General features: G+C 67.0%; 21 protein-coding genes and 1 tRNA gene. 8 read left to right on the top strand and 14 right to left on the bottom strand.

The features are described 5' to 3' along the window. Nucleotides 1-140 precede the first annotated feature (140 nt). Both cmk and aroA read right to left on the bottom strand, forming a co-directional pair. Nucleotides 141-773 (bottom strand): (d)CMP kinase, encoded by a 633-nt coding sequence (gene cmk, locus SOM18_RS05205; protein ID WP_031441626.1) that lies wholly within the window; start codon nucleotides 771-773, stop codon nucleotides 141-143. 1 nt (nucleotide 774) lies between these two features. Beyond that, nucleotides 775-2,121: a 3-phosphoshikimate 1-carboxyvinyltransferase gene (aroA, locus tag SOM18_RS05210; protein ID WP_031441627.1), complete on the bottom strand. Its 1,347-nt coding sequence runs from the start codon at nucleotides 2,119-2,121 to the stop codon at nucleotides 775-777. A gap of 98 nt (nucleotides 2,122-2,219) precedes the next feature. Here aroA and SOM18_RS05215 point away from each other — a divergent pair, with 98 nt between their 5' ends. Together SOM18_RS05215 and SOM18_RS05220 are read left to right on the top strand one after the other, a co-directional pair. Then, nucleotides 2,220-2,546 (top strand): TIGR02300 family protein, encoded by a 327-nt coding sequence (locus SOM18_RS05215; RefSeq protein WP_031395784.1) that lies wholly within the window; start codon nucleotides 2,220-2,222, stop codon nucleotides 2,544-2,546. 82 nt (nucleotides 2,547-2,628) lie between these two features. Further along, nucleotides 2,629-2,704, top strand: a tRNA-Ala gene (locus tag SOM18_RS05220). A gap of 88 nt (nucleotides 2,705-2,792) precedes the next feature. Here SOM18_RS05220 and SOM18_RS05225 read toward each other — a convergent pair. Continuing rightward, on the bottom strand, nucleotides 2,793-4,007 hold the full coding sequence (locus tag SOM18_RS05225; protein WP_052380993.1) for a methyl-accepting chemotaxis protein: 1,215 nt from the start codon (nucleotides 4,005-4,007) through the stop codon (nucleotides 2,793-2,795). Between the two features lie 140 nt (nucleotides 4,008-4,147). After that, nucleotides 4,148-4,819: a peptidylprolyl isomerase gene (locus SOM18_RS05230; protein WP_320481426.1), complete on the bottom strand. Its 672-nt coding sequence runs from the start codon at nucleotides 4,817-4,819 to the stop codon at nucleotides 4,148-4,150. Nucleotides 4,820-4,915: 96 nt separating this feature from the next. On the opposite strand from SOM18_RS05230, the gene SOM18_RS05235 reads away from it, so the two are divergent. Then, entirely contained in the window at nucleotides 4,916-5,083 is a 168-nt protein-coding gene (locus tag SOM18_RS05235; RefSeq protein ID WP_168427553.1) for a hypothetical protein, read from the top strand. On the opposite strand, the gene SOM18_RS05240 is transcribed toward SOM18_RS05235, so the two are convergent. After that, nucleotides 5,073-6,404, bottom strand: coding sequence for an MFS transporter (locus SOM18_RS05240; RefSeq protein WP_042467616.1), 1,332 nt, complete (start codon nucleotides 6,402-6,404; stop codon nucleotides 5,073-5,075). The two genes, SOM18_RS05235 and SOM18_RS05240, sit on opposite strands and share 11 nt — an antisense overlap. Nucleotides 6,405-6,627: 223 nt before the next feature. Between SOM18_RS05240 and pgsA the strand changes: the two genes are divergently transcribed. Genes pgsA through SOM18_RS05255 form a run of 3 tightly spaced genes read left to right on the top strand, consistent with a single transcriptional unit; the run spans nucleotide 6,628 to nucleotide 7,887 of the window. Next, on the top strand, nucleotides 6,628-7,179 hold the full coding sequence (gene pgsA / locus SOM18_RS05245; protein ID WP_031395843.1) for a CDP-diacylglycerol--glycerol-3-phosphate 3-phosphatidyltransferase: 552 nt from the start codon (nucleotides 6,628-6,630) through the stop codon (nucleotides 7,177-7,179). A 4-nt stretch (nucleotides 7,180-7,183) separates the two neighbouring features. Then, nucleotides 7,184-7,441 (top strand): molybdopterin converting factor subunit 1, encoded by a 258-nt coding sequence (gene moaD / locus SOM18_RS05250; RefSeq protein ID WP_031395844.1) that lies wholly within the window; start codon nucleotides 7,184-7,186, stop codon nucleotides 7,439-7,441. Then, nucleotides 7,438-7,887 carry a molybdenum cofactor biosynthesis protein MoaE gene (locus SOM18_RS05255; protein ID WP_320481427.1) on the top strand — a complete coding sequence of 150 codons (450 nt, stop codon included), beginning with the start codon at nucleotides 7,438-7,440 and terminating at the stop codon, nucleotides 7,885-7,887. Before moaD ends, SOM18_RS05255 begins: the two co-directional genes overlap by 4 nt. Before the next feature lie 6 nt (nucleotides 7,888-7,893). Here the strand turns inward: SOM18_RS05255 and SOM18_RS05260 are convergent, their stop codons facing one another. The 3 genes from SOM18_RS05260 to SOM18_RS05270 all read right to left on the bottom strand — a co-directional run bounded on the left by SOM18_RS05260 (nucleotide 7,894) and on the right by SOM18_RS05270 (nucleotide 10,360). Then, nucleotides 7,894-8,562 carry a fasciclin domain-containing protein gene (locus SOM18_RS05260; protein WP_320481428.1) on the bottom strand — a complete coding sequence of 223 codons (669 nt, stop codon included), beginning with the start codon at nucleotides 8,560-8,562 and terminating at the stop codon, nucleotides 7,894-7,896. 146 nt (nucleotides 8,563-8,708) lie between these two features. After that, nucleotides 8,709-9,356, bottom strand: a complete 648-nt coding sequence (locus SOM18_RS05265; RefSeq protein ID WP_320481429.1) for a fasciclin domain-containing protein — start codon at nucleotides 9,354-9,356, stop codon at nucleotides 8,709-8,711. 86 nt (nucleotides 9,357-9,442) lie between these two features. Beyond that, a complete protein-coding gene (locus SOM18_RS05270; protein ID WP_031395848.1) occupies nucleotides 9,443-10,360 on the bottom strand; it encodes a LysR substrate-binding domain-containing protein in 918 nt (305 codons plus the stop codon). A gap of 151 nt (nucleotides 10,361-10,511) precedes the next feature. Between SOM18_RS05270 and epsC the strand changes: the two genes are divergently transcribed. Both epsC and SOM18_RS05280 read left to right on the top strand, forming a co-directional pair. Then, nucleotides 10,512-11,243, top strand: a complete 732-nt coding sequence (gene epsC / locus SOM18_RS05275) for a serine O-acetyltransferase EpsC (protein ID WP_320481430.1) — start codon at nucleotides 10,512-10,514, stop codon at nucleotides 11,241-11,243. A 9-nt stretch (nucleotides 11,244-11,252) separates the two neighbouring features. Then, the gene (locus tag SOM18_RS05280) at nucleotides 11,253-11,597 is read left to right on the top strand and encodes a DUF2794 domain-containing protein (protein ID WP_031395850.1); all 345 of its coding nucleotides are present in this window, start codon (nucleotides 11,253-11,255) and stop codon (nucleotides 11,595-11,597) included. A gap of 17 nt (nucleotides 11,598-11,614) precedes the next feature. Here the strand turns inward: SOM18_RS05280 and SOM18_RS05285 are convergent, their stop codons facing one another. The 6 genes from SOM18_RS05285 to pstA form a co-directional block, all read right to left on the bottom strand. Next, a complete protein-coding gene (locus tag SOM18_RS05285; protein ID WP_056406035.1) occupies nucleotides 11,615-12,529 on the bottom strand; it encodes an SDR family NAD(P)-dependent oxidoreductase in 915 nt (304 codons plus the stop codon). Between the two features lie 102 nt (nucleotides 12,530-12,631). Further along, nucleotides 12,632-13,000, bottom strand: coding sequence for a hypothetical protein (locus tag SOM18_RS05290; protein ID WP_031395852.1), 369 nt, complete (start codon nucleotides 12,998-13,000; stop codon nucleotides 12,632-12,634). Nucleotides 13,001-13,156: 156 nt separating this feature from the next. Then, a complete protein-coding gene (gene phoB, locus SOM18_RS05295) occupies nucleotides 13,157-13,849 on the bottom strand; it encodes a phosphate regulon transcriptional regulator PhoB (protein WP_031395853.1) in 693 nt (230 codons plus the stop codon). 5 nt (nucleotides 13,850-13,854) lie between these two features. Next, nucleotides 13,855-14,538 carry a phosphate signaling complex protein PhoU gene (phoU, locus tag SOM18_RS05300; protein WP_031395854.1) on the bottom strand — a complete coding sequence of 228 codons (684 nt, stop codon included), beginning with the start codon at nucleotides 14,536-14,538 and terminating at the stop codon, nucleotides 13,855-13,857. Between the two features lie 14 nt (nucleotides 14,539-14,552). Continuing rightward, on the bottom strand, nucleotides 14,553-15,314 hold the full coding sequence (gene pstB / locus SOM18_RS05305; RefSeq protein ID WP_031395855.1) for a phosphate ABC transporter ATP-binding protein PstB: 762 nt from the start codon (nucleotides 15,312-15,314) through the stop codon (nucleotides 14,553-14,555). After that, the gene (gene pstA, locus SOM18_RS05310; protein ID WP_031395856.1) at nucleotides 15,314-16,528 is read right to left on the bottom strand and encodes a phosphate ABC transporter permease PstA; all 1,215 of its coding nucleotides are present in this window, start codon (nucleotides 16,526-16,528) and stop codon (nucleotides 15,314-15,316) included. The genes pstB and pstA overlap by 1 nt, the downstream gene beginning before the upstream one ends. Nucleotides 16,529-16,606 lie beyond the last annotated feature (78 nt).

Here is a 16,606-nt window from a genome sequence, read left to right on the forward strand (position 1 = left end):
CAACCAAAAGCCACCCCGGCGAAGGCCTGGGCCCAGTTGGGGGACGTCGCTAACCAAGGGCAGCGCTCCGTTACTGCGACCTTTCCGACTGGGCCCCGGCCTTCGCCGGGGTGGTTTTCCCCTCTTGGTGAGCGAGAGGTCTAACCCGCCTTCTTCGCCCGCTGCGCCTCGACCAGCGCCACCGCGCGCTGCACCGACGCTTCGATCGACAGGAAGCTCGTATCGAGCAACGCCGCGTCCGCCGCCATCACCAGCGGTGCGATCGAGCGGCCGCTGTCGCGCGCATCCCGCGCCCGGATGTCCGCCAGCACGCGGTCCTTGCTCGCCGTGCCGCCACGTGCTTGCAGTTCCGCATGGCGCCGCTGCGCGCGGATGTTCGGGGTCGCCTTCACGAACAGCTTGGCATCCGCATCGGGCGCGATGACCGTGCCGATATCGCGCCCGTCGAGGATCGCGCCACCCGCCTGCGCGGCAAACCGCTTCTGCCGCTGCATCAGCGCCGCGCGGACCAGCGGATGTGCGGACACGATCGAGGCCATCGCCCCGACATCGTCGTCGCGCAGCGCCGGGTCCGTCATCACCGCATCGTCGAAGTCGCATGCGGCAACCGCATCGGCTTCCTGTTCGGGGTCCAGCCCCATCCGCGCCACGTTCAGCGCGACCGCGCGGTAGAGCAAGCCGGTATCGAGATAGGGGAGGCCGTAATGCTTCGCCAGGGCGCGCGCGATCGTGCCCTTGCCCGATGCCGCCGGACCGTCGACTGCGATGATCATCTTAATTCCCCTGGCCGGTCGCCCGACCCGTTAATTCGTCGAGCGACCGGAAGAACACGGGATAGCTCGTCGCCACCGGCGATATGTCGTCGATCGTGATGGGCTCGGCGCTGCCAAGTCCAGCCACCACCATGCTCATTGCGATGCGATGATCGAGTTTCGAGGCGACCCGAGCGCCACCGCGAATCGCCGCCCCGCCCGAACCCGTGATCGCCATGCCGTCTTCGAATTCCTCGCACGTCACGCCGCACGCCTCGAGCGCGATCCGCATCGTCGTGATCCGGTCCGATTCCTTCACCCGCAGCTCGTGCGCGCCCCTGGCGACGGTCGTGCCGGACGCAAACGCCGCGGCGACGAACAGCACCGGATATTCGTCGATCATGCTCGGCGCGAGATCGGCCGGCACCTCGATCGCGGTCAGCGCGGCATGGCGGACGCGCAGGTCGGCGACGGGCTCGCCGCCGACGGTCCGCGGATCGAGCTCGGTGATGTCCGCGCCCATCATGCGCAGCGCCGTGACGATGCCGATCCGTGTCGGGTTCAGCCCGACATTGCGCACGACGATGTCCGACCCCGGCACGATCGACGCCGCGACCAGCCAGAAGGCTGAGGACGACGGATCGCCCGGCACGACGATATCCTGCGGGGTCAGCTCCGCCTCGCCGGTGATCGAGATCACGCGGCCTTGGTCCGTTTCCTCGACGGTCAGCTGCGCGCCGAACCCGGTCAGCATCCGCTCGCTGTGATCGCGCGTCGCGACCGGCTCGATCACCGTGGTGATGCCGGGCGTGTTGAGCCCCGCCAGCAGGATCGCCGACTTCACCTGCGCCGACGCGACCGGCAACGTGTAGGTGATCGGCACCGCGGGGCAGATCCCGCGCACCATCAGCGGCAGCTTGCCGCCGGGCGACGCGGTGATGTCCGCGCCCATCTGCGACAGCGGCTCGATCACGCGGCCCATCGGTCGTCCCGACAGCGAGGCGTCACCGGTGAAGGTGCAGGTGATCGGGTGGCTCGACACCAGCCCCATCAGCAGCCGCGTCGAGGTGCCCGAATTGCCCATCTCCAGCGCGGTCTCGGGCTGGAGCAGCCCGCCGACACCGACGCCGTCGACGACCCAGATGCCGTCGTCCTGCCGCTCGATCGTCGCGCCCATCGCGCGCATCGCCGCCGCGGTGGCGAGCACGTCCTCGCCCTCCAGCAGGCCGGTGATCCGGCTGGTCCCGACCGCGAGGCTCGCGAACATCAGCGCGCGGTGGCTGATCGACTTGTCGCCGGGGACCGCGATCGAACCGGTCAACGGACCGCGCGCGACGACGTCCAGCGGTTGGGGGAGGGGGTGTGTCATGGGGCCGGGCTTTTGACAGTGGCCTTGCGCTATGGCAAGGCGCGCCCACTTTGCGGGGGCATCCCCCACAATCTATCCATTCGAAAGGTTCTATCGGCATGATCAAGCCGGAATGGGGCACGAAGCGTTCGTGTCCGAAATGCGCGACGCGTTTCTACGACCTCGAAAAGGCCGACCCCGTCACCTGCATCGAATGCGGGTATGCGTGGGAGCCCGAGCCGATCCTGAAGTCGAAGCAGCCGCTGCCGTTCGAGGTCGCCAAGCCCGACACCAAGAAGCCCGATGCGGATCTCGAGGGTGACGAGGAAGAGGATATCGCCTCGATCACCGGCGAGGACGAAGAGCCGTCCGCGGACGACGAAGTCGATCTGGGCGGCGACGACGACCTTGGCGTCGAGACGCCGCAGGACGAGCACGAGCGTTGAGATAAAGAAATCTGGCAGGCGGCGTTTACGCCGCTTGCCAACCCGGGCGGCTCCGGTTAGTGAGCCGCCTCCCAACGGGAATGGGGCCGTAGCTCAGCTGGGAGAGCGTTCGCATGGCATGCGAAAGGTCAGGGGTTCGATCCCCCTCGGCTCCACCATTCTCGTTGATACGCGACGCGGTCGCGGTCCCTTATTTATGATGGATACCCCGCAGCGGGTCGTACTGCCGTTGTGCGGTGACGGGCGTCAATAGGTCGCCTGGAAGGTCTCGGTGGCGACGCTGAGACCATGGGTCAGTGCGTGTACGGATTCGAGCTGCTGGCCGATCCGCCGGGCCAGGCTGATGAAGCGCTGGTTTCGGACTTCGAGATGCTCGACGCTGTCGGTCATCGCGCGCGCGGTGAGCGCGGTTTCGTCGATCGCGGCGGTGATCGCGAGGATGCGCTCGCTCTGACTATGTGCGGTGTCGGTCACGATGACCGCGCGGGTCTGGATATCGGCGATGTCGTGCACGATCGCGCGATTCGCGGCGACGACGTCGCGCGTCGCGATCTGCATCGCCGAGATCTGCGGTTCGATTCGCGCGACCGCATCGGACGTCTGCGTGGCAAGCGTCTTCACCTCGGCTGCGACCACCGCGAAGCCGCGCCCGGCCTCTCCGCTGCGCGCCGCCTCGATCGCGGCGTTGAGCGCGACCAGACCGGTCTGCCGGGCGACCGCGCGGATGATGTCGAGGATCGAGCCGATCGATCCGGCATGGTCCGACAACCCCTGAGACAGCGCGACCGTCTCGTGCGCATGCGCCATCGCGCCGCCGGCGGCGCTGCTGGTGTGGCGGACCTGGTCGACGACCGTGTCGATCATGCCGGCCATCATCGCCGAGGTCTGTGCGGCATCCTGCATCGCGGCGGTGGATTGCTGCGCGGCGACGACGACGTCGCCCAAATCGCGGACGATCAGTTCGAGTTCGGCTTCGCCCGCGCGGCCCATCGCCTGGCTCTCCGCCGCCGCGGCATCGGCTTCGGTGACGACGGTGGCGATCTCCTCGCGGAACCGTTCCGCCTGCGCGGCTTGCGCCGCGACGACGTCGGTTAGCCGTCGCTCGACCGTGACGTCGCGGTAGGTGATCACCGCGCAGTGCCCGGGCAGCGGGGCGAAATTGATATGCAGGATCGTCCCGTCGTCGAAATGATGATCGATATCGACGCTTTCCTGCCGGGCCTGCCAGCGACGATGATTGTCGACCACGGTCGCGATCCGTGCCGCGGACCAGCCGACGGCGGTGCCGACGACCCCGAGAAAGCTCGCCATGTCCATGCCGATCATGACGCGGTCCGGGTCGAAGCGGAACAGCGCCGCCACGCGCGGATTGACCAGCGCGATCCGCTCCGCCGCGTCGAAGACCACGACGCCGTCGGCGACCGCGGTCATCGCGATCGCCAGCAAGACGTTGGGGGGCATCGATCCGGTGCCTGGCGCGGCTTCCACCGCTGGCAAGGGGCGGGGGATTACGGCATGTCGCGTCTGCATCACCGCGGACTAGCCCAAAATGGTTTTAAGTCCGTTACTTAACCCCGATCCGTTACCCTTTACGACGGGCGTCACCGTGTCGCGGGCGACGTCCGCCGGGCGGTCAGGATGCGGATCGGCGCGGCGATCATCTGGCCCTTCATCACGCCTTCGCCCTTGGTCGGCGAGGTAGGCGCGGCAAGGATGCCGCGGACGATGTCCATGCCCTGGACGACGTGCCCGAACGCGGCAAAGCCGGTATTGTCGCCCGGCTTCTCGGGATGTGCGTCGAGGAAGGGGATCGCGCCGACGGTGATGAAGACGTCGGCGCGCCCGGTCCCCGGCGCCAGCCGTGCGAGCGAAATCGTGCCGTCGGTGTGGAGCACGCCGGTCTTGCTGGTCGGCTCGTGCGCGATCGGCGGGAAGGCCCGCTTGGGATTGCCCTCGATCCCGCCCTGGATCAGTCCCGTATCAGGCCCCAGCCGCAGCGCGCGATAGAAGGTCGTGCCGTCGAGCTTGCGCGCGTCGACATAGCGCAGGAAATTCGCGGTGGTGATCGGTGCGCGTTCTTTCTCGAGTTCGAGCACGATCGGGCCGAGGCTGGTGGTCAGCGTCACGCCAATAGTCGCGGGGCGCGGCGTCGCAGCGGGCACCGATGACGACGCATCTGCGGGCCCGGTGACAGGCGCTGGCACCGGTGGAACCTCTTGCGCGGCAAGCGGGGTGCTGCCCAACAGGGTGGCAAGGACGGCGTATCGCAGCATGTCGAAACTCCTGAATTCTGTCCCATTCGCGGACGGGTTAAAACGGGACGATTTTGTCGCTGGTCGAAAAGGTAAACACCGCGTTAACCGGTCGCCATGACCCGACGCCTAGTCCTGACCAACGAAGCCGCGCGCCACCCGTTTCGACGGACGCTGCCCCCGCCCGTGATCGCTGCGCCGGGCGGGCGCGACGATCAGGACGTCAAGCTGTTCGTGCTGAGCTTCGCGGCCTTCTTCACCTGCTTCTACAGCTTCATTTTCTGATCACGGGCAGGCAGGTTTCGGCATCGTCGTCGCAGGCGCGGTGCAGTTTCTGGGCGATCCAGGCGGATACCAGGCACATGCCGGCGACCAGGAACAGCAGGTCCTCGGGTGTCACGCCCGCCATCGTGATGCCGATGACCGCGATCGACCCGATCGTCATCGCGCCCGAATTGACGACGTTGTTCGCCGCCACCGTCCGCGCGGTCTGATCCTTTTCGACCGTCGTCGTCAGGAAGGCGTAGAGCGGGACGACGAACATCCCGCCGGTGATCGCGATCATCATCAGGGTGCCGAGCACCGGCCAGGCGCGCGGCTGTGCCAGGAACCCGGCCCAATCGTAGAACTGGCCCGGCGCCGCCGGGGTCCAGGTCCGCACCAGGACCGAGAAGATGACGACGAATCCGCCCATCGCGATCACCGAGGCGGGTGCGTAGCGCGCCGAGATCCGGCCCTTGAGCATCGTGTTGATCACCACCGAACCGATCGCGACGCCGATCGAAAACACCGCGATCACGAAGCTGGCGACCCGCTCGTCGGCGGTCAGCACGTTCTTGACCAGCGGCGGGAAGATCACGATCAGCACCGCGCCGATCGTCCAGAAGAAGCTGATCGCGCAGATCGCCAGGAACAGCCGCGGGATATGCATCGTCGCGCTGATCAGCCGCCACGACGCGGTGAACGGGTTGTAGTTGAGCACCAGCGGCGGCCCTTCGCGCGGCGCCGGCGGCACCTGGCGACCCGCGAACCAGCCGATCACCGCGATCGCCAGCACCGCGATCGCCGCGCGCTCGATATGATCGGTCATGAACCCGGCGGTGATCGTCCCCATCAGGATCGCCAGATAGGTACCGGCCTCGACCAGCCCGGTGCCGCCGAGCACGTCGCATGGCGGCAGATGCTGCGGCAGGATCGCGTATTTGATCGGCCCGAAGAACGTCGAATGCACCCCCAGGCACAGCACCGCCCCGAGCATCAGCCCGAGGCCGATCGTCGAATGGCCGCTGCGCGCCACCATCAGCCCCGCCGCGCCCAGCGCCATGATGCCGATCTCCGCGCTTTTCACGAGCCGGATGATCCGCGCCTTGTCATGGCTGTCCGCGAGTTGCCCGGCGAGTGCCGAGAGCAGGAAGAAGGGAATGATCGCAATTCCGGTGGCGAGTGCGTTGAAATTCGCCTCCATCCGCGGATCGTTGAAGATCGCATAGGTCGCGAACAACACCATCGACGTCTTGAACAGATTGTCGTTGAAGGCGCCCAGAAACTGTGTCGTGAACAGGGGCAGGAAGCGTCGTTGCTTCAGCAACCCGAGTGCGTTGCGCATGCGAGAAAAGGCCCTGATCGTGGCAATAAGACTGCCGCGGCCTTAGCCCAGCGGGGGCAGTAGGCCAATGGTTTAGCGCCGCCCGCGTCGGCCGGGTGTCCGCGTACGGGATCCGGACGAGGGCCCGCGGCACGGTCCGGCGTTCGGCCTGGCCGCACATTAGTCGGCCGCGATCGGTAAAACCCGGTTTCGCCAAGGGCATGACCGGAGTAGGGAAGACGGGGTGTGGACCCTGCCCAACCTTCTGACGCTGTCGCGCATTGTCGCGGTACCCCTTCTCGTCGGCTTTCTGTGGTGGCCCGGCTGGGCGGCCGGCTACGGCATTGCCTTCGCGCTCTACTGCCTGATGGGCATCACCGATTATTTTGACGGCTATCTTGCGCGGTCGAACGGTGCGGTCTCGCGCCTCGGGATCTTCCTCGATCCGATCGCGGACAAGATCATGGTCGCCGCGGTCATCCTGATCCTGGTCGGCACGCGCGATATTGCGGGCGTCCATGTGATCGCCGCGCTCGTCATCCTGCTCCGCGAGATCGCGGTGTCGGGCCTGCGCGAATTCCTGGCGCAGGTGCAGGTGTCCGTGCCCGTCTCGCAGCTCGCGAAATGGAAGACGACGTTGCAGCTGGTCGCGCTGGGCGGACTGATTCTCGCCGGCGCGCTGCCCGATATGCCGTGGGTGCACGGCGTCGGGCTCGCCGCGCTCTGGGGGGCTGCGGTCCTGACGCTGGTGACGGGCTGGGATTACCTGCGCGTCGGCCTGAAGCATATGGATTGAGCGCATGACGGTGACGATGGTGTATTTTGCGTGGGTCCGCGAACGGATCGGGACGGGCGAGGAACGCGTCGATCCGCCCGCATCGGTGACCACGATCGCCGAACTGGTCGACTGGCTCGCGCTGTCCAGCCCGGGCCATGCCGCCGCCTTTGCCGATCCCGCCCGGCTGCGCGCCGCCCTTGATCAGGCGTTCGTGCCGATCGATACCCCGATCGCCGGCGCGCGCGAGATCGCACTCTTCCCTCCGGTGACGGGCGGATGATCCGGATCATCGTCCAGACCGCGCCGATCGATGTGCTGGCGGAGATCACTCAGGCCGAAACTGCCGGCGAACGCGGCGCGGGCGCGGTGGCGACGTTCACTGGTCTCGTGCGCGCAGATGACGGCGTCGAGACGCTCGAACTGGAACATTATCCCGGTGCGACCGAGGCTGCGCTCACCAAGGTGGCGACGGGTGCCATCGAGCGTTGGGGGCTGAGTGCGGTGACGATCGTCCACCGGGTCGGGCCGATGCATCCGGGTGAACGGATCGTCTTCGTGGCGGCGGCGTCTGCACACCGTGCGGCGTCGCTCGAGGCCTGTTCCTATCTGATCGATCGGTTGAAGACCGATGCGCCGTTCTGGAAACGCGAGACCCGCGGCACACAGGCCAGCTGGGTCGAAGCGCGCGACGCCGACAAGGACGCCGCCGCGCGCTGGACCTCCTAGACGGCGTTAGCCGATCTTGGGAACGCTCATGCCGTTGGTAAGATGGACGACACCGTTGGTAGCCTTGACATCTGCCGTGTCGACATAGGCCTTGCTGCCGGCAACGTCCGTAAGTTCGATATTGCCGTTCGGACCCACCGATGCCGTCAGCGGCTGGCCGGCCAGCGTCGTGAGGACGGCCTTGCCGCCACCCGACGTGATCTGCGCCTTCAGCTGATCCGACGTCACGGCGCCTGCGACGACGTGATACTTCAGGATCGTCGCCAGCGTGGGCTTCGCCTCCGGCTTCATCAGCGTGTCGAGCGCGCCGGCGGGAAGCCGCGTGAATGCCTCATCGCTCGGTGCGAAAACGGTGAAAGGGCCGGGGCCCGCAAGCGTCGTGCCGAGGCCGGCTGCAGTCACCAGCTTGGCGAGCGTCGCGCGGTTTGGAAGCGTCGGCAGCGCTGCCGCGATCGTCGCGGTCGCTGCAGGCTGTGCCGCGGTGGGTGCCGCTGGAGCGCCGGCCATCGGTGCGGCGGTACCAGCCTGTGCAGGGGTCTGCATCGGGGTCTGCGCGGGCGCCGTGCCAGTTGGCGCGGTCTGTGCGGGCGTCGTGCCGCTCGGCGCGACCTGCGCGATTGCCGGTGCGGCCGCGAAAAGCGTTGCGGCAAGGACGAGAGGGGTCTTGGTGATCATGGATTTCTCCTAGCTGAAACAATCGTGAAATAAATTCTGCGATAGAACGTATGGAGTCACGCGGCGGTTTGCCAAGTTACGGACGCGCCAACAGGACCAAGTGCGCCGTTGACGCGACGAAGTGTTGGCACGCTGCCACACCTCGCTCAAGACAAGCGGGGTACGATTACCCCGTTGACGACATGAACAATGCCGTTCGACTGACGCACATCGGCGGTCTCAATATAACTTTTGTTACCGTTGACGTCGGTGAGTGCGATGATATCTCCGACGAGGGTCACCGTGATTGCATCACCTTCGACAGTCGTCAGTGCGGCGGTGCCGCCACCCGCCGCGACACGCGCCTTCAGATCCGCAGCGGTGATGTCGCCTGGCACGACGTGATAGGTGAGCACTTTCGCCAGCGATGCCTTGTTCTCGGGCTTGAGCAACGTCTGGACCATGTCGGGCGCGAGCCGGCCGAACGCGGCGTCGGTCGGTGCGAAAACGGTGAACGGCCCGGTCCCGGACAGCGTCGCGGTCAGGTCCGCAGCCTTTAGCGCGGTGACCAGCGTTGCGAGATTGGGCGCAGCGGAGGCATTGTCGACGATCGTCCGCGTCGCGATCATCGGCACGCCGCCGACGGTCGGGTTGGCGACGGCGATCGGCCCGTTGGGCGTCGCCAGTGCGGGGTTGGCGGGGGGCGGCGCGGTCGGTGTGCCAAGGTCGCTGTTGCCGCTGCTGCACGCGGCGAGCGCGAGCGCGACGAGACCGGTGGTGCCCAGGCCAATATACAGGGGGCGCATGTTCGACATCGAAATCTATCTCCTCAAACGGGCGCTTGCGAACCGCAACTACGGTTGAGCCCGGAAATTGTTGCAGTGCAGGCCAGCGCGGCCGGTCAGCGGGCCTCGGCAAGCGCCTTGGCGAGCAGCTGGAAATCCTTCTCGCGCGGCGAGGCCTTGCGCCACACCAGCGCGATCCGGCGAAACGCGTTCTCGGCATCGAGCGGCAGCGCGGTGATCCCGGTATTTTCGAGGATCCCGGCGTTCAGCGCCATCTCAGGCAGCATCGTGATGCCCAGGCCGTTGTCGACCATCTGCACGATCGTGTGGAGCGACGTGCCCATCATCGTCGCCTCGGCACGGATCTCCGGCCGGTTGCACGCGGCGAGCGCATGATCCTTCAGGCAATGCCCGTCCTCGAGCAGCAACAGCCGGGTCTCGTCGATCGCCGAGGCGGGAATGGCGGAGGCGGGGATCGAGGTCCGGTCCGCGGGCACATCCTCGGTCGGGAAGGCGACGAACAGCCGGTCGTCGAACAGGGGCTCGAACGCGACTTCGCCGCAGGCATAGGGCAGGGCGAGCAGCACACAGTCGGTGCGGCCGTTGTGCAGCCCCTCGCACGCCGCGCCGCTCGGCTCCTCGCGCAGGAACAGCTTGAGGTCCGGGTAGTCGCGTCGCAGCCGCGGCAGGATGCGCGGGAGCATGAACGGCGCGATCGTCGGGATCACGCTCATCCGCATGTCGCCCGACAGCGGCCGGCCGGCAGCGCGCGCCATATCGCCAAGTTCCTCCGCCTCGCGCAGCACGCGGCGCGCCTTGTCCGCGATCCGATCCCCCAACGGAGTGAAGCGGACGACGCGGCGGGTGCGCTCGACGAGTACCACCCCGATCAGCGTCTCGAGTTCGCGCAGGCCTGCCGACAGCGTCGACTGGGTCACGAAACACGCCTCGGCGGCACGACCGAAATGGCCATGGTCCTTCAGCGCGACGAGATATTGCAGTTGCTTGAGCGTGGGGAGATAGGTTGCAGCCATTGATCGCCCATATCGATCGTGCACCCCCTTTTGTCCATGCCGGGTCGATAATGAGGCCGTCAGCGCAGGGCGTCCGCCGCGGCGTTGCCCCCGCCCGCTGGAAATCGCCCCTGTGAACGCCTAAATGAGCGGACCGCCAAGGGGAATGCGCATGTTCAGCCGGTTAGGGGCTTATCTCGACTCGATCCGGGCGCGTGACCCGGCGCCGCATTCTCGCGCGGAGATCATGCTCTACCCCGGCGTCTGGGCGCTGGGGATGCACCGCATCGCACACCGGCTGTATAGCGGTCAGAATTTCTTCCTCGCGCGGTGCGTCAATCATTTGTCGCGGTTCCTGACCGCGATCGACATCCATCCCGGCGCGAAGATCGGTCGCAACTTCTTCATCGACCACGGCTTCGTCGTGATCGGCGAAACCTCGCTGATCGGCGACGACGTGACGATCTATCAATGCGTGACGCTGGGCGGGACGAGCCCCGACAATGGCGTTGCGGGCAAGCGCCACCCGACCATTTCGGACGGCGCGATCATCGGATCGGGCGCGCAGGTGCTCGGGCCGATCACGCTCGGCCGCCGCTCGCGAGTCGGCGCGAATGCGGTCGTGACGCGCGACGTCCCCGAGGGCACGACCGTCGTCGGCATCCCGGCGCGCGCGACGACGGTAGAGGGCGGCGCCGCACCCGAGGCCCCGCGCTTCGTGCCCTATGGCACGCCGTGCACCGAGGCCTTCGACCCGGCCACGCAGAAGATGGAGATCATGCGCTGTGAGCTGGAGATGATGCGCAAGCGTCTGGATTCTCTGCTCGCCGATCAGGACCTGTCGACCGATCGCGACGGGCTCCGCCGCGGCCCGGTCGAACAGGATCTGCGCGATCGGGCCTGATCCGTCCTGATGAACAACGTCACGCCCTTCCCGACCCGCAATACCGCCCCCACCCAGATCGGCTTCGATCGGCTCGAACTGATGCGGATCCTCGACCTCTACGGACGCATGGTCGCGGCGGGGCATTGGCGGGACTATGCAATCGATCTCGGCCGCGAGGCAGCGGTGTTCGCCTGTTTCCGCCGCGCGGCCGAGCGCCCCGAATTCCGGATCGAGAAACGCCCCGCGCTTCGCAACCGCCAGGGCATGTGGGCCCTGGTCGGCGAAGGCGGGGCGGTGATCAAGCGGGGCCATGACCTCGGCCCGATCCTCGCCCCGGTCGAACGACGGCTGATGAAGCTCGTCGAAAGCTGAGTCCGCCAGCGCGGCGATCAGCCGCGCTGGAGCTTTGCCAATATGGTCATCGCCTGGTCGGCGCCCGATTGCGGGACGATCTCGCCGTTGCGGTCGGTAATCGCCGCCCAGTGGGCCGCCACCCCTTCGACCGACAGGTTCTCGCCCGACAGCAATGCGCCCGGCGTCAGCGTGACATAGGCGGCCTGGAACACGCCCGCGCCGGCGCCGAGGATCATGTTGGTCGGGGCATCCTCCGACACCAGGAAGACCGCGCCCGGCGCGACCTTGTCGGGGGAGAAGGCCTTGAACGCCTCTTCGGGAAAGATGTCCTGCGTCATCCGCGTGCCCGCGGTCGGGGCGATCGTGTTGACGCGGATGTTGTTCTTCGCCCCCTCGATCGCGAGCGTCTTCGTCAGACCGGCAAGGCCGAGCTTGGCGGCGCCGTAATTGGCCTGGCCGAAATTGCCGTACAGCCCGGTCGACGACGCGGTCATCAGGATGCGGCCGTAATTCTGCGCGCGCATCCCGTCCCAGACCGCCTTGGTCGCGTTGGCCGAGCCGTTCAGATGGACGTCGACGACGAAGTTGAAATCGGCGGGCTCCATCTTGGCGAAGCTCTTGTCGCGCAGCACGCCGGCATTGTTGATGAGGATATGGACGCCGCCCCATTTTTCGGACGCACGCGCCACCATCTCGACCATCTGGTCATAGTCGGTGACGCTGCCGCCATTGGCGATCGCCTCGCCGCCCGCGGCCTCGATCTCCTCGACGACCTTCAGCGCTGCGTCAGACTGTCCCGTACCGTCGCGCGAGGCGCCCAGATCATTGACGACGACCTTCGCACCGCGCCGGGCCAGCTCGAGCGCATATTCGCGGCCGAGCCCGCCGCCTGCGCCGGTGACGATCGCGACGCGGCCAGCAAAACCGAAGGATCCAAAGCTGTCGGACATGGAAAAAGGCGCCCCTCTCTTATCGTGGAGCGCCTTTCCTAGAACGTAAAGCAGTCGGCGCAAGCCGCGGCGTTAGCCACGGCCCGCACCGATGCGAACCGCTTACTTACCGCCGCGGTTCTTGCAGCCGTCCTTGACGGTGCGCGAGCAGGTTGGATACTCGGCAGGCGCCGGGGTCGGCGGCGTCACCGTCGGCTGACCGAAGACGATGTTCGCACCACCGGGTGCAGCCATCGGAGCCTGGGGCGCTGCGGGCGGCGGCGGTGCCATTGCCGGATCGGCAGGGGCTGCAGGATCGGCTGCCATCGCCGGATCGGCGGGAGCGGCAGGATCTGCGGCTGGCGGTGCCATTGCCGGATCAGCGGGCGCGGTCTGGGCGGCCGGGTCTGCTGGCGGCATCGTCTGCGGCGCGGTCTGCGCGAGCACGGGCGAGGCGAGCAACGCTGCAGCGGCGAGAAGAATGGACTTCATGCGAATCTCCTGAATACTTGGAGCGCAAATTCGTTAGCGCCACGGTTGAACGCACTAAAACCAGCTTGGGTCCTTCGTTTCGCGTCCGATTCTAACCGGCTTGTCTTGGTCCTGCACTAATGACGCGGTCGGCGACCGCTTGCAGCACCCCGACTTTCACCCGCCAGTATCAAGCGAATAGCCAGCCGAGCGCACCGTGCGGATGATGTCGGGACGTTCGCCGGTGTTGATCGCTTTCCGCAGCCGCCGGATATGCACGTCGACGGTGCGCGATTCGATGTCCGAATCATGGCCCCACACCGCATCGAGCAGCCGTTCGCGCGAGAAGACCCAGCCGGGATGTTCGAGGAAATGCTTGAGCAGCCGGAACTCGGTTGGCCCGAGTGCGACGACCTCGCCCGAGCGGCGGACCTTGTGGCCGACGGTGTCCATCTCGATGTCGGCATAGCTCAGCGCTTCGCCGGCAAGCGCGGGGCGGACGCGGCGCAGCACCGCGCCGACGCGCGCGACCAGCTCGCGCGGCGAGAAGGGCTTGGTGACGTAATCATCAGCGCCGGTCTCGAGCCCGCGGACACGGTCTTCCTCTTCCCCACGCGCGGTCAGCATGATGATCGGCACGTTCTGCGTCTCGGGCGCGCGACGCAGGCGGCGACACACCTCGATCCCCGACAGGCCTTCGACCATCCAGTCGAGCAGGACGATATCGGGCACCTTCTCACGCGCGAGCAGCAGCGCCTCCTCGCCATCGGGGGTGTGCGCGATCTCGAAATCCTCGCGCTTGAAATGCCAGACCAGCAGTTCGGCGAGCGCCGCGTCGTCCTCGACCAGCAGCATCCTTGCACGGGCCATGTCGATTACTCCTGTATGCCGCCGCGGTCGCGGTCGGCCATCTGGGTGCCGGTCGCGGCAAAATAGACCATCTCGGCGACGTTGGTCGCGTGGTCGCCGATCCGTTCGAGATTCTTCGCGACGAACAGCAGGTGCGCGACCTGGCTGATCGTCTTTGGATTTTCGACCATGTAGGTCACCAGCGTGCGAAAGATGCTGTCGTAGAAATCGTCGAGCGCGGCGTCGCTTTCGACGACGAGCATCGCCGCCTCGAAATCACGCGCGGCAAAGGCGTCGAGCACGTCATGCACCATCTCGCTCGCCATCCGGCCCATCGCGGGCAGGATCGAGATCGGATCGATCCGGTGCTCGCTTTCGATCATCGGCACGCGCTTGGCGATGTTCTTGGCATAATCGCCGATCCGCTCGACGACGCCCGCGATCTTCAGCGCGGCGACGACCTCGCGCAGGTCGATCGCCATCGGTGCGCGCAGTGCGATGATCTGCACCGCCAGCCGCTCGACCTCCGCCTCGATCGCGTCGATCTGCTTGTCCGCCGCGCGCACCTCACGTGCGAGCGCGACGTCGTTACGCTGGAGCGCCTTCATCGCATTGGCGATCGCGTCCTCGGCGAGGCCGCCCATCTGCGAGATGAGGCCGCGCAGGCGGCCGATCTCGTCGTCGAAGACCTTTACGGTGTGCGTGTTCATCGATCCCGTCCCCATCAGCCGTAGCGGCCGGTGATGTAATCCTTGGTGCGTTCCTCGCGCGGGTTGGTGAAGATGGCGGAGGTGTCGCCATATTCGACCAGCGTGCCGAGGTGGAAGAAGGCGGTGCGCTGGCTGACGCGCGCCGCCTGCTGCATGTTGTGCGTGACGATCACGATCGCATAGCGGCCGCGCAGCTCGTGGATCAGCTCCTCGATCTTGGCGGTCGCGATCGGGTCGAGCGCGCTGCACGGCTCGTCCATCAGGATCACCTCGGGATCGACCGCGATCGCGCGCGCGATGCACAGCCGCTGCTGCTGCCCGCCCGACAAGGCGGTACCGCTGTCGGTCAGGCGATCCTTCACCTCGTCCCAGAGACCCGCACGCCGCAGCGACTTCTCGACGATCTGGTCGAGGTCACTCTTGGCACCCGCGAGCCCGTGGATGCGCGGGCCGTAGGCGACGTTCTCATAGATCGACTTGGGGAAGGGGTTCGGCTTCTGGAACACCATGCCGACGCGTGCGCGCAGCTGGACCACGTCCATGTCGGGGGAATAGATGTCGTGGCCGTCGAGCTCGATCTTCCCCTCGACCCGCGCGCTGGCGACGGTGTCGTTCATGCGGTTGAGCGTGCGCAGGAAGGTCGACTTGCCGCAGCCCGACGGGCCGATGAACGCGGTGACATTGTCCATGTCGACGTCGATCGACACATTGTCGATCGCGCGTTTCTGCCCGTAATAGACGCTGACGTCGCGCGCGGTCATCTTGTGGTTGGTCATCACCAGCGGGTCTCGAATTTGTTGCGGAGGTAGATCGCGACGCCGTTCATCGCGAGCAGGAAGACGAGCAGGACGATGATCGCGGCCGAGGTCTTCTCGATGAAGCCGCGGCTGACCTGGTCGGACCACAGGAAGATCTGAACAGGCAGCACGGTCGCGGGATCGCGCAGCCCCGATGGCGGCGCGGCGATGAACGCGCGCATGCCGATCATCAGCAGCGGTGCGGTCTCGCCGAGCGCACGTGCCATGCCGATGATCGTGCCGGTCAGGATGCCGGGCAGCGCGAGCGGCAGGACGTGGTGGAACACGACCTGCACCGGCGACGCGCCGATGCCAAGCGCTGCGTCGCGGATCGAGGGCGGCACCGCCTTGATCGCGTTGCGCCCGGCGATCACGATCACCGGCATCGTCATCAGCGCGAGCGTCAGCCCGCCGACCAGCGGCGCCGATCGCGGCATCCCGAAGGTACCCAAGAACACCGCGAGCCCGAGCAGCCCGAAAATGATCGAAGGGACCGCGGCGAGGTTGTTGATCGACACCTCGATCAGGTCGGTCCAGCGGTTCTTCGGGGCATATTCCTCGAGATACAACGCGGACAGGACACCGATCGGGAAGGCGAGCAGCAGCGTGACGATCATCGTCAGCAGCGAACCCTTGAACGCCCCCCAGATGCCGACCCGCGTCGCATCGGTCGAATCGGCGGTGGTCAGGAACGTCATGCTCAGCCCGCGCGTCAGCACGCCGCGCGCCTTGAGCCGGGCGACGACCGCCTCCGCCTCGGGCGGGCCATCGCCCTTGGCGGCCATGTCGACCGGGCTGGCGACGGGCACCGCGATCACCGTCTTGCGTGAAAGCAGCCCGGGATCCGCCTTGAGCGCATCGCGCACGGTCACCCAGGCGCCGTCCGACAACAGGCCTTCGCCGTCCTTGCCGAACGCGCGCGTCGCGGCGCTGTCGACCGCACCCTCGAGACCGGCGCTGGCGAGCGCGAGATCGGCGCCGCGGCTTGTCAGCCGCGCGGGTTCGATCGGCAGTGCGGCGGCGGCGAAATCGATCGGCAGCGCGACGCGCGTCTCGACGAACCCGCTCGCGCCCTGCCACAGCATCGACGACAGCAGGAAGGCGAGGAAGCCCGCGGACAGCCAGACCGCGGCCAGCCCGGCGAGGCGGAACCGGCGTTCTGCGGCATAGCGGCGGCGGATGCGGCTCTGCATCGCCGTGGTGGTCCAGTCGGTCGGCACGCGCGCCGTGGCGGGCTTCGCCGAGGCCGTAGCGTCTGGCGTACCGATGAA

This window comes from Sphingomonas sp. CFBP9019, from assembly GCF_034045155.1.
Lineage (GTDB): Bacteria > Pseudomonadota > Alphaproteobacteria > Sphingomonadales > Sphingomonadaceae > Sphingomonas > Sphingomonas aerolata.